Raw genomic sequence first — 14,232 nt, 5'->3', positions numbered from 1 at the left:
CTCGCACTTGTGGCGGTTGTCAGGACGACGTCGTACTCGGGCGGGGGTGGTCGCTCTCGCGACCGTCGCCGCGGTGCTCAGCGTGCCCTCGGTGTCCTCGGCGGCGGTGGTGCCGGTCCCCGAGACCGCGACCCTGGTGTCCGGTAATCCCAGCGACACGACCCCGCACGCCCGCGACGGTGAGACCCGCGCCTTCGCGCAGGTCGGCAACACCGTCTTCGTCGGCGGCAGCTTCACCCAGCTCCGACAGACCGCCAGCTCCGCGTGGATCACGCAGCGCTACCTCTTCGCGTACGACCGCACCACCGGCACCATGTCCACGACCTTCCTGCCGGTGCTCGACGGCGCGGTCAACACGCTGCTCGCCGGTCCCGGCGGCACGCTGATCGTCGGCGGCGCCTTCAAGACCGTCAACGGGGTCTCCCGCAAGAACCTGGTCGCGCTGAACCCCGCGACCGGCGCGACCATCGACAGCTGGGTCGGGCGCTCCGACGGCGGCACCGTCCGCGACCTGGTCCTGTCCGGCAACTCGCTCTACGTGGCCGGCGCGTTCAACTGGCTCAACGGCACCGCGCACGCAGGTCTCGGCCGGCTCAACGCGACCACCGGCGCGATCGACCCGACGTTCAGCATCGACGCCACCGTCGGGCGGCACAGCACCACGTCGTACGTGTGGACGATCGACGTCACGCCGGACGGCCACACCCTGGTCCTGGGCGGCAACTTCACGCTCGTCAACGACCTGCCGCGCAACCAGATCGCGCTCGTCGACCTCACCGCCACCCCGACGGTGCTGGACTGGAGCACCGAGAAGTACGTGTCGCCGTGCGCGTCCCCGGCGACGTTCGTGCACTACGTGCAGGACGTGCGGTTCGCTGAGGACGGCAGCTGGTTCGTCGTCGGCTCGAACGGCGGCGGCGGTTGGCCGACCGCGTACTGTGACGCCCTGGCCCGTTTCGAGACCCCCGCCCGGGGCGCCGGCCAGCTCGCCACCTGGATCGACTTCACCGGCAACGACACCATCACCTCGGTCGAGGTGGCCGACAACGTCATCTACCTCGGCGGGCACTTCCGCTGGCTGAACAACCCGAACGCCAGCGACACCGCCGGCGCAGGCGCGATCGACCGGCTCGGCATCGCCGCGGTCACCCCGGCCACCGGCCTGCCGGTGAACTGGAACCCGCGCCGCAGCGGCAGCGCCTCGATGCCCGCCGGCACCACCGCCTGGGGATCGGCGGTGCCGGTGCTCTGGCGCGGCTCGGACGGCCTCTACTTCGGGCACAACTCCGACGGGATGGGCGAGGAGTACCACGGCCGGCTCGGCATGTTCCCGCTCGCCGGTGGCCGTACCTTCACCGCCAAGAACCCGCCGTCGGCGACCACCGGCAACCTCTATGTGGCCACCGCAGCGGGCGCCGTGACCAAGGTGCCGTTCGACGGCACCGCGCTGGGCACCGCGACCGCGACCAGCCAGCCCGCCTACACCGCGGCCGGCGCGACCTGGCGGGTCGACGACCGGATCTACTGGGCGCACACCGTCGCGGGAACGCCCACCGGCAGCCGGATCGACATCTCGCTGTTCAACGGCGGCGCGATCGGGTCGCCGTGGGAGGCGTCCGGCTACAACGACTGGTTCAATCCGGCGCTGCTGACCGGCGCCTTCTACCTCGACGGCCGGCTCTACTACACCCGGACCGGCGCGAACAGCCTCTACTACCGCTACTTCGAGATCGACGGCAACTATCTGGGCGCCACCGAGTTCACGTTGCCGACCACCGCTGTCACCTGGTCGGGTGTGCGCGGCATGGCCTGGGTCGGCGGTCAGATCGTCTACGGTGCCACCGACGGCACGCTGCGCAGTGTGCCGTTCGACCCGACGGCCGCGCCGACCGCCGTGGTCAACGGTGCCGCGGCGACGGTCATCGCCACGGCGACGCCCGAGTTGTCCTGGTCCACCCCCTCGCTGTTCTTCTCCGTGCAGTAACGGTCCACCGTTCGTAACGGAGCGTCGGTAGATTGTTCACGTTGGGTCGGCGGCGGGACCACCGCCGCCGACCCCACGATGTGGGGAGGGGTCGTTGGTCGGCGCTGCTGGCATCCGCGCGAAACGCGCCGTGCACCTGGTCTTCGCGCTCAAACGCGCCTGGTACCAGCTGCGCTACCGGCGGCTCACACTCGGCCGGGACGTGGAGATCCGAGGGCGGATCCGGCTGCGCCGGGGCGTACGGGTGAGCATCGGCGACCGGACCCGCCTCAACAAACTGGTGCGCTTCGCCGGTCCCGGCGAGGTACGCGTCGGCGCGGACTGCCTGCTCAACGCCACGTGGATCGGCGTCTGGACATCGGTGACCGTGGGAGACCGGTGCCTGCTGTCCGATTGCGAACTCCTCGACAACGACTTTCACAACCTGCCACCCGAGCAGCGGCACGCGCCGCCCGGCCCGGCGACGCGCGCCCCGATCGTCATCGAGGAGAACGTGTGGATCGGCGCGCACGCCCTGGTGCTCAAGGGGGTCCGCGTCGGCCGGGACAGCGTCGTGGGCGCGGCGACAGTGGTGCGCGCGGACGTGCCACCGGGTGTCGTCGTCGTCGGCAATCCTCAACAGACGGTGAAGAAGTTCCATGACTGACGCGACATCCGCCTCCTGGCCGACGGACGGCCCGTCCGCCGGCACCGCCCGTGCCGTCACGCTCACCGACCTGCTGCGGGTGCCGATGCACCGGCTGCGGCTGGTGGTCGCCGTCGCCCTGGTCGGCCTTCTCGCCGCCCTCGGCTACGTGCTGCTCGTCCCGGCGGCGGTGAGCGCGAGCGCGGTGGTGGCGGTCCGCCCGGTGGTCACCGACGCCTTCACCCCCAGTGGCGCGGGCGCCGACCGCGCCGTCAACATGAACGTGGAGAGCGGCCTCGCCACCGGCACGCAGGTGGTCCAGCGTCTCGCCGACGCCGCCGGCGGCGAACCGCGTGACATCCGCAACGCCCTCGAGGTCGAGGTCCCCACCGGCGGGCAGATCCTGCGCTTCACCTACCAGGCGCACGACGCGCAGCGGGCGGTGCAGGGCGCCAACCTCGCCGCGCAGGCGTACCTGGACGTGCGGCGCACCATGTACGAGCAGCAGCGCGCCGAGATGCTGCGCTCCTACGACGCGAGCATCACCAAGGTCGCCGCCCAACAGGCAGCCGTGCAGAAACGGGTGACGAGCGCCAAGGGCACCGCCGCCGGGGATGCCGCGCTGGCCGAACTGTCCGGAATCAACAATCAGCTCACCCAGCTCAACACCTCCCGTACCGAGATCGCCGCGGTCGACGTGAACCCCGGCTGGATCACACAGACCGCCGAACGGGCACTGGCCACCTCCGCCGGCCACCGGCCGCTCTACCTGGTCGCCGGCCTGCTCGGCGGCGCGCTGATAGGCGTTGTGCTGGCGTACGTGTGGGAGTCGACCGACCGGCGGGTCCGCTCGGTCAGCGACGGCCGGGACGCCACCGGTCTGCCGCTGCTCGGGACGGTGCGTCGGCAGGCGTTTCGGGGCAGCCCCCGGGCCGTCGACGCGGACATCCGCTACGTGGCGATGGCGGTCGCCGAGCGGGTCCGCCAACCCGCCCGGGTCGCGCTGGTCACCACGCGGGAAGACGCCACGGCACTCACCGCCGGGCTGGCCGTGGCGCTCGCCGCCGACGGCCGGGAGGTCTTCGTCGCCGACGACAACGGGCGCGTCGAGCGCCTGCGCGCCGCCGTCCTGGCCGACCGTGGGCGGCTGCCCATCGACCCGTCCCGGCCGTCGGTGCCCAAGCCGCGCCCGGCCGGCGCCGCGGCCCCCGCCGCCACGGCGGAGAGCCCGCCGCCGCGGCGGCCCTCCCCGCACCCGCCCGGCGCCCGCCCCTCCACCGACCCGGACGCCACGCTGACCCTGCCCCGGGTGGCGTCCGCCCCGTCCGAGAACGGCCGACCGGCGGCGGCCGACGAGGTGACAGTGGGTGTCGGCAGCGTCCGCTTCGGCACCTGGCGTCAGGGCGCGGACCACGGACTGGTGCTGTTCAACGCCCCACCGGCCGAGTCCGACGAGCGTGGCGTGGCGGTGGCCCGGCAGGGCAGCGCCGTGGTGGTCGTCGAGCGGGACCGCACCCGGCAGAGCGACCTGCGGCGGCTCGTGGAGCGCTTGCGCGCCGCCGGGGTCACCCCGCTGGGCTTCGTGCTCACCCGCAACGGCCGGGCCTGACACGTGTCGGTCACCCGTGCCCCGGCGATCGAGCCGCCACCCGGCGACGCCGCCGCCCCCCTCGGGCCGGCGCCAGCGGTCCCACCCCCGGCCCGGCTGCCGCTCTGGCCGCTGGCGCTGATGTTCGGGCTGGTGCCGCTCTGGTGGGCGCTCGGGGCGTTCTACCTGGGCTGGCCGCTGCTGGGTGCGCTGCTGCTCGCGTTGTTGCTCACCCGGGGTCGGGTGCCGCTGCCACCGACGTCCGGCATCTGGCTGCTGTTCCTGGCCATCGTGGTCGTCAGCGCCACCCAGTTACCGTCGCCTGCCTCGCTGCTGACGTTCGCCCTGCGGTTGGCCTTCTACCTGACCGCGCTGGTGGTCGCCGTCTACGTCTACGCCGCCGCTCGGGAACGCGCCGACCTGGTGGCGGTGCTCACCCCGCTCTGCGCGTTCTGGTTCGCCCTGGTGGTGCTGGGCTGGCTCGGGGTGCTGGTGCCCCGGCTGGGGATGGCCACCCCGATGGAGGTGCTGCTGCCCGGCGGGGTGGCCCGCACCCCGTTCATCCGGGACATGGTGCACCTGAGAACCGCGGAGTACAGCGAGCGCTCGCTCAACCCGATCTACCGGCCGGCCGCGCCGTTCTCGTACACCAACAACTACGGCAGCGCGTACGCCATGACGCTGCCCTGCGTGGTGGCGTACACCATGCTGCGCCGTCGGGGGTTGCTGCGCTGGGCGCTGCTGGCGTCGCTGCCGCTGTCGCTCGCGCCCGCGTTCCTCACACTGAACCGGGCGATGTTCCTCAGTCTGGGCGCCGGGCTCGCGGTGCTCGGGGTGCGGGCCAGCCTGCGCGGCAACGTCCGGGTCGCCGCGTCCATCGTCGGCGTGGTCGTCATCGGCGCGCTGGCCACCCTGTTCATCCCGATCACCGACCTGATCAACCAGCGGGTCGATTCCAGCGACACCAACACGGACCGCCTGTCGCTCTACACCGAGGTGATCCGCCGCGTGCAGGACTCGCCCTGGCTGGGCTACGGCGCGCCGGTGAACGTGGACACGGTCTCCGCCGCCGCGCCGATCGGCACCCAGGGGCAGCTGTGGATGGTGTTGTTCAGTCACGGCGTACCGGCGCTTGTGTGTTTTCTGGCCTGGTTCGTCGCCGCCGCGGTGATCTGCGCCCGGGCGACCTCGGCGGCCGGGCAGTGGCTGGCGGTGGTGCCGGTGGTCTGCCTCGTGCAGGTCCCGTTCTACGGCATGGCCAACCAGAACCTGTCCGTCGCGTTCTTCGCGGTCGCGTTCGCCATGGCGCTCGCCGAACGGGAACGGCTCACGAGCGCGCGGCGGGGGCACCGCCCGCGCACGCCCGCCACAACGGTGCCGGCATGACCGCCGCCATCCGGCCGCCGACCGGCCCGCAGCGCCCGGCGGCGGACGCCGCCGGCACGGACGACGTCGGCGCGGCCGAGACGCGCCGCAGCGCCCGCAGCGGCGTGGCCGGGCTGCTCGGCGCCGCCACCAGCGGACTGTTCGGCTTCGTGCTGGCCGTGGTGATCACCCGGGGGTACGGGACGACAGGCGCGGGCGCGTTCTTCGCGGCGATCGGCGTGGTCACCGTGGCCACCGCGGTCTGCACGCTGGGCGCGGAGACCGGTCTGATGTGGGCGCTGCCCCGTCGTCGTCTCGGCGTCCGGGGCGACGCGGCCCGAATGCTTCCGGTGGCGCTGATCCCTCCGCTGCTGGCCGGGCTGGTGGTCGCCGGCGTCGGAGCGCTGAGCGCCGGCGCGCTCGCCCCCCGACTGCTGCGGGGCTCGGGCGAGCACGGCGACGCGTTGCTGACGCTCACCTTCGCCGCCGTGCCGGTGGTGGTGGCGATGACCCTGCTGCTGGCCGCGCTGCGCTGCGTGCGACCCATCCGCGCGTACGTCGGCGTGCAGTTCCTCCTGCTGCCGGTGGCCCGCCCGGCGCTTGTCGGCGCCGCAGCGCTGGTCGGCGGCGGCCTGCTCGCCGGCATGACCGGCTGGCTGGTGCCGGCGGCGCTGGCGCTGCTGGCCTGCCTCACCCTGGTGGCCGGCCCGCTCGGCCTGGGCCGGGGCGCGGCTCTGCGACCGGGCCGGGCCGACTGGTCGACGTTCTGGCGTTTCGCGCTGCCCCGGGCCGCCTCGGCGGCCATCGACGCGGGCAGCATGTGGGTGGGGGTGCTGCTGACGTCGGTGCTTGCCGGCCCGGCCGACGCGGGTGTCTTCGGCGCGGTCGGCCGGTACGTGCTTGCCGGTCAGCTCGCCATGCAGGGGCTGCGGGTGGCGGTGTCACCGCAGCTGTCCCGGCTGCTGGGGCGTGGTGAGCGGGCCGCCGCGGCCGCCGTGCACCGGCAGTTGACGACCTGGGGGCTGGTGCTGTCCTGGCCGGTGTACCTGCTGCTCGCGGTGTTCGCGCTCGCGTTCCTGCAACTGTTCGGCCCGGAGTTCACCGCCGGCGTGCCGGCCATGACCGTGCTCGCGCTGGCGATGCTTGTGAACACCGGCGTGGGCAACGTGCAGAGCCTGCTGCTGATGGGCGGGCGCAGCGGCCTGCATCTGGTGTCCACACTGGCCGGGCTCACCGTGACCGTCTCGCTCGGGCTCTGGCTGATCCCCGGGCACGGCGCGACGGGCGCGGCGTTCGCCTGGGCCGCCGGTATCGCCACCGAGAACCTCACCGCCGCCGCGTTCGCCCGTGCGGTGGTCGCCGAGCCGCTTGTCGACGCCGCGACGCTGCGCGCGGCGGCGGCCACCCTCGGCGGGGTGGGCCTCGCGGCGGGGATCGGCGTGCTGGCCGGGGGCCGTGGCCTGTCCGGCCTGGCTGTGGCGCTGGGCGTGTTGCTGGCCGGTTGCGTCGGCATGTTGACGTTGCCCCGGGTGCGCGCCGGCATCCGGGTGACCATGAGGCAGATCCGTGGGTCCGACGACGCGGTCACGGCCGCCCGGTCGGCCCCGGAATCGACGAGAGGCAGGTGAGGGCCATCGTGGCGTCCATCCGTGACCGGGTCAAGCAGCTGGTGCCAACCCAGGTGACCACCCGGGTGCGAGAGTCCCTGGTCGACTACGGGGTACGCACCAGTGATCGCCGGCCACTGCCGGATTTCCTGATCATCGGCACCAAGCGGGGCGGCACCACCTCCCTGTGGAACTACCTCCTCCAGCATCCCCTGGTGCCCCGGCTGTTTCCCGCGTGGAACACCAAGTCGGCGCACTACTTCGAGGAGCACTGGGGTCGCGGCGAGGCGTGGTACCGCTCGCACTTCCCGACCGAGCGGCAGCGCGACGCCCTCACGAAGCGGCACGGCGGGCCGGTCCGGGTCGGCGAGGCCGCCCCGCTCTACATGTTCCACCCGCTCGCCGCGCAGCGGGTCGCCGCGCTGATGCCGACGGTGAAGCTGATCGTGCTGCTGCGCGACCCGGTCGAGCGGGCGTACTCGCACTGGAAGGAGCGCCGCACCCACGGCATCGAGCCGCTGGACTTCGCCGAAGCGCTGGCCGCCGAGCCGGAGCGCACAGCGGGGGAGCGGGAACGGCTCATCGCCGAGCCGGAGGCGTTCAGCGAGGCGTACGACTGGTACACGTACCGGGCCCGGGGGCGTTACCTGGAGCACCTGGAGCCGTGGTTGGAGCGCTTCGACTCCGGGCAGATCCTCTTCCTGCCCAGCGAGGACCTGTACCGCGACTCCCGTGCCACCTATCAGCGCACCCTCGACTTCCTCGGGCTGCCCCCGTACGACCTGCCGAACTTCAAGGTCTACAACGACAGGCGCTCCGCTCCGCTGGAGCCGGCGCTGCGCGCCGAGTTGACCGACTACTACCGCCCGTACAACGACGCGCTGCGCGAGCGGCTCGGGTTGGACCTCGACTGGGCGGACCGGGCGGCGTGACGACCGGGGTCACCCCGGCGACCGATCCCCGATCCCGGGTGGACGGGCTGGGCTGGGTGAGCCGCGCGGTGTTCCCGGACGACCGGGTCGGTCTGACGGTGGGTGGCACGCTGCCGGCCGGGCATCGGGCGGTGGCCCGGTACGCGGTGGTGCCGTCGGTGGCCCGGGCCCGGTTCCTCGTGCCGCTGGGCGCACCCCGGGCCGGCGCGGCGTCGTTGCTGGCGTACAACGCGTTGCGGCCGCCGAAGGTGCGGGCGCTGCGGGCGGCGCTCGGCGGGCTGGCCCGGTTCGGCGGGGCGGGTCTGGCGCCGTTTCCGACGCTCACCGTCTCGGTGCCGGTGGGGGCGCCCGTGGCCGAGTTGCTGCTGACCGAGCGGCTCGCCGCCGCGCTGGGCGGTACGCCGCTGTTGGCCGCGTGCGGGGTCCGCCCGCCGGATCCGAACGTCAAACCCACCCTGCAACTGTTCACAGTCGACGGTCGCCCGCGTGGCTACGCGAAGATCGGCTGGAACGACGCCACCCGGGCGCTTGTCACCGCCGAGGCGAGCGCCCTGCGGGAGTTGCGGGCGGTGAGCGGCGTCGCCGACCATCCGGTGCCGCCGGGGCTGCTCACCGAGACGGCGTGGGCCGGCCAGGCGGTCGCGGTGATCGAACCGCTGCCGCCCGACGTACGCGGTGTGCCGGCCGACGACCCGCCCCGGATCGCGGCGCTGCTCGCGGTCGCCCGCCGGGGCGCCCCGGCCGGGACGCCCCGACCGCTGGCCTCCTCGACGTTCCTGACCCGGCTGGCCGCCCAGGCCGAGCGGGCCGCCACGGCCGAGCCGACCGGGGCGCGGGCGGTGGCGGCGGTCGCCGCGCTGGCCCGCCGGCACGGCGACACGGCCGTCGAGTTCGGCCACTGGCACGGCGACTGGGTGCCGTGGAACCTGGGCACGCACGACGGCCGGCTGGTGGCCTGGGACTGGGAGCACAGTGGCCCGGACGTGCCTGTCGGCTTCGACCTGGCGCACGACGCCTTCCAGCGGTCGCTGGTGCTGCGCGCCGAACCGGCGGCGGTGGCCGCCGCGGCGGTGGACGACCAGGTGGATCGGCACGGCGGGCGGCTGGGCCTGGGCCCGGCGCAGTGCCGGCTGGTGGCCGACGCGTACCTGCTGGAGATGTGGCTGCGGACGTGGCGGCTGGCGGACGCCGGCGCCGGGTGGAACGGCGCGCTGCATCCCGCACTGTTGGACGTCATCGAGAAACGACATAGCGACTGAACCGGAGACAGCGCGACGCCGGGTGCGCGTCGTAGAGTGACGACAAAATGGCAGGTCGTGATGACGATCAATGGGCCGTGGGGTCGACAGTGGGCCTGACCACGCCGAGTGGAGATCGTCGCCTCGTCCGGTCGCGCTATTCAACGACCGGGAAACCTGTGATCTGCTTCTGCCTGGCGTGAATCGGAATTCCAAGCGGACTTGTGGGGAGTCGCGTGGACACGAACGACGAGGACAATTCGTCGGTGCTGCTGCTGGTGGGTTCCAGCGGCGGACACCTGGCCCAACTACTCGCCCTGCGGCCCTGGTACGAACGGTGGCGGCGCTGCTGGGTCACTTTCGACACACCGGAGGCGGTGTCGCTGCTGGCCGGCGAGGACCTGGTTCCGGCGCACCATCCGACCACGCGCAACGTGCCGAACCTGCTGCGCAACGCGCGACTGGCCTGGCGCGTGCTGCGCGGGCGGCGGGTCGCGGCCGTGGTCACCACCGGCGCCGGCGTGGCCGTGCCGTTCGTGGTGCTGGCCCGCCTGCGTCGCATCCCGACCGTCTACATCGAGGTGTACGACCGGATCGACACCCCGACACTCACCGCCCGGCTCTGCCGCCCGTTCCTGTCCGCGATGCTCGTGCAGTGGGACGAGCAGCGCCGGCAGTATCCGGAGGCCACAGTCGTCGGGACGCTCCTGTGAGCGGGGAGGCGGGCACGGCCCGCCGCGACACCGCCGCCGACGGGTCCCGACTGCCGCGCCAGCGCGACACCACGGACGTCGGGCAGACCCGGCTGCTCGTCGCCGTCGGCACCGACAAACACCCCTTCGACCGGCTCGTCGACTGGTTGGCGCAGTGGCACGCGCAGGCCGGCCCGGTCGGGTTGACGGTGCAGCACGGGCACACGGCGGCGCCGCCGCTGCCCGGTGCGGTGCCCTTCCTCGGCCACGACGCCCTGCAGGAGGCGATGGCCGACGCCGACCTGGTGGTGTGCCACGGCGGCCCGGCGACGATCCTGGAGGCCCGCCGGCACGGCCACCTGCCCATCGTGGTGCCGCGCGACCCGTCGCACGGCGAACACGTCGACGACCACCAGCAGCTCTTCGCCCGCCGGCTCGGCGCGGCCGGGCTGGTGGCGCTCTGCGAGACCCGGGAGGCGCTGCACGACGCGCTCGCCGCCGGGCAGGCCGACCCCTCCCGGTACGCGGTCGCCGCCGACCCGGCCGCGCACGAGGCCCGCCGCGCGGCCGTCGCCCGCGTCGGGCAGATCGTGGATGACCTGGTGGCCCGGTCGACCCGGCGCCGACCCCGCTGGCGGACCTGGCCGCGCCCCGGCCAGGGTACGGAGGAGACCCGATGACCCCAGCGCCGAGCGTCAGCGTCGTGGTGCCCACCCGGGACCGCCCCGAGCTGCTGCGGGCCGCCCTCGCGGCGATCCTCGCCCAGGAGTACCCGGGGCGGATCGAGGCCGTCGTCGTGTTCGACCAGTCCACGCCCGACGAGTCGCTGACCGGCCTGGCCGGGCCGGACCGGGCGGTGCGGGTCATCGGCAACGGGCGGGCGCCGGGGCTGGCCGGGGCGCGCAACAGCGGCACCCTCGCCGCCGGGGGTGAGCTGATCGCGTTCTGCGACGACGACGACGAGTGGCTGCCGGGCAAGCTGGCCGCCCAGGTCGACGCCCTGGCCGCCGACCCGGCGGCCGAGTTCGTCTGCTGCGGCATCCGGGTGAGCTACGACGGGCACACGGTCGACCGGGTGCTCGACAAGGAGCGGATCACCCTCGACGACCTCCTGCGGGACCGGTTGACCGAGCTGCACCCGTCCACCTTCCTGATCCGCGCCACGGCGCTGCGCGACGGCTTCGGCCTGGTCGACGAGGAGATCCCGGGCAGTTACGCCGAGGACTACGAGTTTCTGTTGCGGGCCGCCCGCAGCGCGCCGCTGATCAACCTGCCGACGCCGTCGGTGCTGGTGCGCTGGCACAAGCGCTCGTACTTCGCGCAGCGCTGGGACACCATCTCGGAGGCGTTGCAGTGGCTGCTGCGGCGCTACCCGGAGTTCGCCACCCAACCGGCGGGCGCGGCCCGGGTCAGCGGGCAGATCGCGTTCGCCCACGCCGCCTCCGGTGATCGCCGGGGCGCGCTGCGGTGGGCGCGACGCACCCTGCGCAGCAACCCTCGCGAGCCGCGCGCCTACCTGGCGATCGCGGTCGCCGGTCGGGTGGTCCGGGCCGACGCGGTGCTGCGTACCCTGCACAAACGCGGCCGGGGCATCTGATCCGTCGCGCGGGGCGTCCTGCGCAGCCGCCCTGCGGACGGTTCCGGCCGTCCGCAGGGCGGGACGCGGCGGGCAGCGCGACGCGTCTGTCGCGCGCCGTGACAGACTGACAGGTGTGTTGCGCTGGCTGACTGCAGGTGAATCGCACGGTCCCGCCCTCGTCGCGTTGATGGAGGGGGTGCCGGCCGGCGTCGAGGTGGGCACCACCGAGATCGCGGGTGAGTTGGCCCGCCGTCGGCTGGGCTACGGCCGTGGGGCCCGGATGTCGTTCGAGCAGGACGAGATCGAGGTGATCGGCGGGCTGCGGCACGGCGTGACCCTGGGCAGTCCGGTGGCGATCCGGGTGGGCAACTCCGAGTGGCCGAAGTGGCGCACGGTGATGGCCGCCGACCCGGTCGACCCCGACGAGCTGGCCCGGCAGGCCCGCAACGCCCCGCTGACCCGCCCCCGGCCCGGCCACGCCGACCTTGCCGGGATGCAGAAGTACGGCCACCACGACGCGCGGCCGATCCTGGAGCGCGCCAGCGCCCGGGAGACCGCCGCCCGGGTTGCCGTCGGCACCGTCGCCAAGGCGTTGATCCGGCAGGCCCTGGGCATCGAGATCGTCTCGCACGTCGTCGAGCTGGGGCCGGTGGCCGCGAAACCCGGGCTGCGCCCGACCCCGCAGGACGCCGACCGGATCGACGCCGACCCGCTGCGCTGCCTCGACCCGGAGGCCAGCGCCCTGATGGTCGCCGAGGTCGATGCCGCGAAGAAGGCCGCCGACACCCTCGGCGGCGTGGTGGAGGTGCTGGCGTACGGGGTGCCGCCGGGCCTGGGCAGCCACGTCCAGTGGGACCGCAAGCTCGACGCCCGGCTGGCCACGGCGCTGATGTCGATCCAGGCGATCAAGGGAGTGGAGATCGGCGACGGGTGGCAGCAGGCCCGTTCCCGCGGCTCCGAGGCGCACGACGAGATCATCCCGTCGGCCACCGGCGTCCGCCGCGTCACCGACCGGGCCGGCGGTCTGGAGGGCGGCATCACCACCGGCGAGCCGCTGCGGGTGCGTGCCGCCATGAAGCCGATCTCCTCGCTGAACCGGGCGCTGGCCACCGTGGACGTCGTCACGGGCGAGCCGGCGACCGCCATCAACCAGCGCTCCGACGTCTGCGCGGTGCCCGCGGCCGCGGTCGTCGCCGAGGCGATGGTGGCGCTCGTGCTGGCGGAGGCGGCCACCGAGAAGTTCGGCGGTGACTCGGTCGCCGAGATCCGCCGCAACCTGGCCGGCTACCTCGACGCGCTGGTCATCCGCTGATGGCGCCGGTCGTGGTCCTGGTCGGGGTGCCCGGCTGCGGCAAGACCACAGTGGGGCAGGCGCTCGCCGCCACCCTCGGCGTGGAGTTCCGGGACACCGACGCCGACATCGAGCAGCTGGCCGGCAAGGCCATCCCGGAGATCTTCATCGACGAGGGTGAGGAGCACTTCCGAGCCCTGGAGCGGGCCGCCGTGGCGGCGGCACTCGCCGCCGGCTCCGGTGTGCTCGCGCTCGGCGGCGGCGCCGTGCTCGCCGAGGAGACCCGGGCCGCCCTGGTGGGGCACCGGGTCGTGCACCTCTCGGTGGAGCTGCCCGACGCGGTGAAGCGGGTCGGGCTCGGCGCGGGCCGGCCGCTGCTGGCGATCAATCCGCGCGCCACCCTCAAGCACCTCATGGATCAGCGCCGGCCGCTCTACGCCGAGGTGGCCACCGAGACGGTGATCACCGACGGCCGCCCCCCGGCGGCGGTAGTCGCCGAGATCGCCGCGCTGCTTCCCCGCTGACCCCTGCCGGCCCCGCGCCGGGCCTGCGCTTATTCCTGGGCGACGGCGTCGAGCACGTCGGCGAGGCCCTTCGGCTCGCTGAGCATCGGCCAGTGCCCGGTGGGCAGCTCGAACAGCCGGCCACCGGCCAGCCCGGTGAAGTACGGGTGCCCCTGGTCGATCATCTCGCGCACCACCGCTAGCGGGAAGGTGCTCGCGACGAGCGCGGTCGGCACCGGGCGGCCACCCGTGCGGCGTACCGGATCTGTCGCCGTGCGCAGGGGCTGCGGCGTGGCACGCTCGCGCAGGAGGGCCAGCGTCGGCTCGTCCAGGCCGGCCAGGTTTGTCGGGTCGGCCGCCGGGTCCCAGGCCGGCGGTGGCAGCAGGTGCCCGTCGCCGATCGCCGCGCGCAGCCGCTGCCGTTCCTCCGGCGGCACCGTGTCGAACTGTGCGGTGCCGTCCGGCAGCGGCCCACTCTCCACGTAGACCACCCGGGCGATGCGGTTCGGGATGCGGTCGGCCACCTGCGCCACCGGCATGCCGCCGCCCGAGTGCCCGACGAGCAGCACGTCGCGCAGATCCTCCACCTCGATCAGCCGGACGATGTCGGTGGTGTGCGTCTCCAGGGTCACCTCCGGCCCGGCGAGGTGGTGGCGCTCGGCCACCCCGGTCAGCGTCATCGGGTGGACGTCGTGCCCTCGCGCGCGCAGCAGACCGGTCACCTCCCGCCATGCCCACGCGCCCAACCAGAATCCCGGTACCAGGACGAACGTCGCCATCTGTCGCTCCTTCTCTCGGCTACCGACCGACCGTACGATCGAATCCGGA

13 protein-coding genes are annotated in these 14,232 nt (G+C 73.8%); 12 read left to right on the top strand and 1 reads right to left on the bottom strand.

The window, feature by feature from the left end; translation table 11 throughout:
- The first annotated feature begins 46 nt into the window (after window positions 1-46).
- From AB0K10_RS24175 to AB0K10_RS24120, 12 genes are all read left to right on the top strand, one after another.
- Window positions 47-1,984, top strand: coding sequence for a hypothetical protein (locus tag AB0K10_RS24175; RefSeq protein ID WP_363686932.1), 1,938 nt, complete (start codon window positions 47-49; stop codon window positions 1,982-1,984).
- Between the two features lie 94 nt (window positions 1,985-2,078).
- A complete protein-coding gene (locus tag AB0K10_RS24170) occupies window positions 2,079-2,630 on the top strand; it encodes an acyltransferase (RefSeq protein WP_363686930.1) in 552 nt (183 codons plus the stop codon).
- Complete coding sequence (locus AB0K10_RS24165) at window positions 2,623-4,218, top strand: lipopolysaccharide biosynthesis protein (RefSeq protein WP_363686928.1); 1,596 nt, start codon at window positions 2,623-2,625, stop codon at window positions 4,216-4,218. The genes AB0K10_RS24170 and AB0K10_RS24165 overlap by 8 nt, the downstream gene beginning before the upstream one ends.
- Window positions 4,219-4,245: 27 nt before the next feature.
- The gene (locus AB0K10_RS24160; protein WP_363687113.1) at window positions 4,246-5,583 is read left to right on the top strand and encodes an O-antigen ligase family protein; all 1,338 of its coding nucleotides are present in this window, start codon (window positions 4,246-4,248) and stop codon (window positions 5,581-5,583) included.
- Entirely contained in the window at window positions 5,580-7,190 is a 1,611-nt protein-coding gene (locus AB0K10_RS24155) for a lipopolysaccharide biosynthesis protein (RefSeq protein WP_363686926.1), read from the top strand. Before AB0K10_RS24160 ends, AB0K10_RS24155 begins: the two co-directional genes overlap by 4 nt.
- Window positions 7,191-7,198: 8 nt before the next feature.
- Window positions 7,199-8,101 (top strand): sulfotransferase domain-containing protein, encoded by a 903-nt coding sequence (locus AB0K10_RS24150; RefSeq protein ID WP_363687111.1) that lies wholly within the window; start codon window positions 7,199-7,201, stop codon window positions 8,099-8,101.
- A complete protein-coding gene (locus AB0K10_RS24145; protein ID WP_363686924.1) occupies window positions 8,098-9,360 on the top strand; it encodes a hypothetical protein in 1,263 nt (420 codons plus the stop codon). The genes AB0K10_RS24150 and AB0K10_RS24145 overlap by 4 nt, the downstream gene beginning before the upstream one ends.
- Before the next feature lie 215 nt (window positions 9,361-9,575).
- Window positions 9,576-10,052 carry a UDP-N-acetylglucosamine--LPS N-acetylglucosamine transferase gene (locus AB0K10_RS24140; RefSeq protein ID WP_363686922.1) on the top strand — a complete coding sequence of 159 codons (477 nt, stop codon included), beginning with the start codon at window positions 9,576-9,578 and terminating at the stop codon, window positions 10,050-10,052.
- Entirely contained in the window at window positions 10,049-10,711 is a 663-nt protein-coding gene (locus AB0K10_RS24135) for a glycosyltransferase (RefSeq protein ID WP_363686920.1), read from the top strand. Before AB0K10_RS24140 ends, AB0K10_RS24135 begins: the two co-directional genes overlap by 4 nt.
- Window positions 10,708-11,628 (top strand): glycosyltransferase family 2 protein, encoded by a 921-nt coding sequence (locus AB0K10_RS24130; protein WP_363686918.1) that lies wholly within the window; start codon window positions 10,708-10,710, stop codon window positions 11,626-11,628. Before AB0K10_RS24135 ends, AB0K10_RS24130 begins: the two co-directional genes overlap by 4 nt.
- A gap of 115 nt (window positions 11,629-11,743) precedes the next feature.
- Window positions 11,744-12,922 carry a chorismate synthase gene (gene aroC, locus AB0K10_RS24125; protein WP_363686917.1) on the top strand — a complete coding sequence of 393 codons (1,179 nt, stop codon included), beginning with the start codon at window positions 11,744-11,746 and terminating at the stop codon, window positions 12,920-12,922.
- Window positions 12,922-13,425, top strand: coding sequence for a shikimate kinase (locus AB0K10_RS24120; protein ID WP_363686916.1), 504 nt, complete (start codon window positions 12,922-12,924; stop codon window positions 13,423-13,425). Before aroC ends, AB0K10_RS24120 begins: the two co-directional genes overlap by 1 nt.
- 29 nt (window positions 13,426-13,454) lie before the next feature.
- Here the strand turns inward: AB0K10_RS24120 and AB0K10_RS24115 are convergent, their stop codons facing one another.
- Window positions 13,455-14,183 (bottom strand): alpha/beta hydrolase, encoded by a 729-nt coding sequence (locus tag AB0K10_RS24115; protein ID WP_363686915.1) that lies wholly within the window; start codon window positions 14,181-14,183, stop codon window positions 13,455-13,457.
- Window positions 14,184-14,232: the final 49 nt, after the last annotated feature.

Source organism: Micromonospora sp. NPDC049274 (assembly GCF_040678875.1).
GTDB lineage: Bacteria > Actinomycetota > Actinomycetes > Mycobacteriales > Micromonosporaceae > Micromonospora.
Note: the sequence above shows the minus strand (reverse complement) of the source record. Positions and strands in the feature narration are given on the sequence as shown.

Bases quoted from the DNA above. Each gene is read 5' to 3' on its own strand.
- AB0K10_RS24165 (WP_363686928.1), top strand. From the start codon at position 2,623: ATGACTGACGCGACATCCGCCTCCTGGCCGACGGACGGCCCGTCCGCC.
- AB0K10_RS24155 (WP_363686926.1), top strand. From the start codon at position 5,580: ATGACCGCCGCCATCCGGCCGCCGACCGGCCCGCAGCGCCCGGCGGCG.
- AB0K10_RS24130 (WP_363686918.1), top strand. From the start codon at position 10,708: ATGACCCCAGCGCCGAGCGTCAGCGTCGTGGTGCCCACCCGGGACCGC.
- AB0K10_RS24120 (WP_363686916.1), top strand. From the start codon at position 12,922: ATGGCGCCGGTCGTGGTCCTGGTCGGGGTGCCCGGCTGCGGCAAGACC.
- AB0K10_RS24115 (WP_363686915.1), bottom strand. From the start codon at position 14,183: ATGGCGACGTTCGTCCTGGTACCGGGATTCTGGTTGGGCGCGTGGGCA.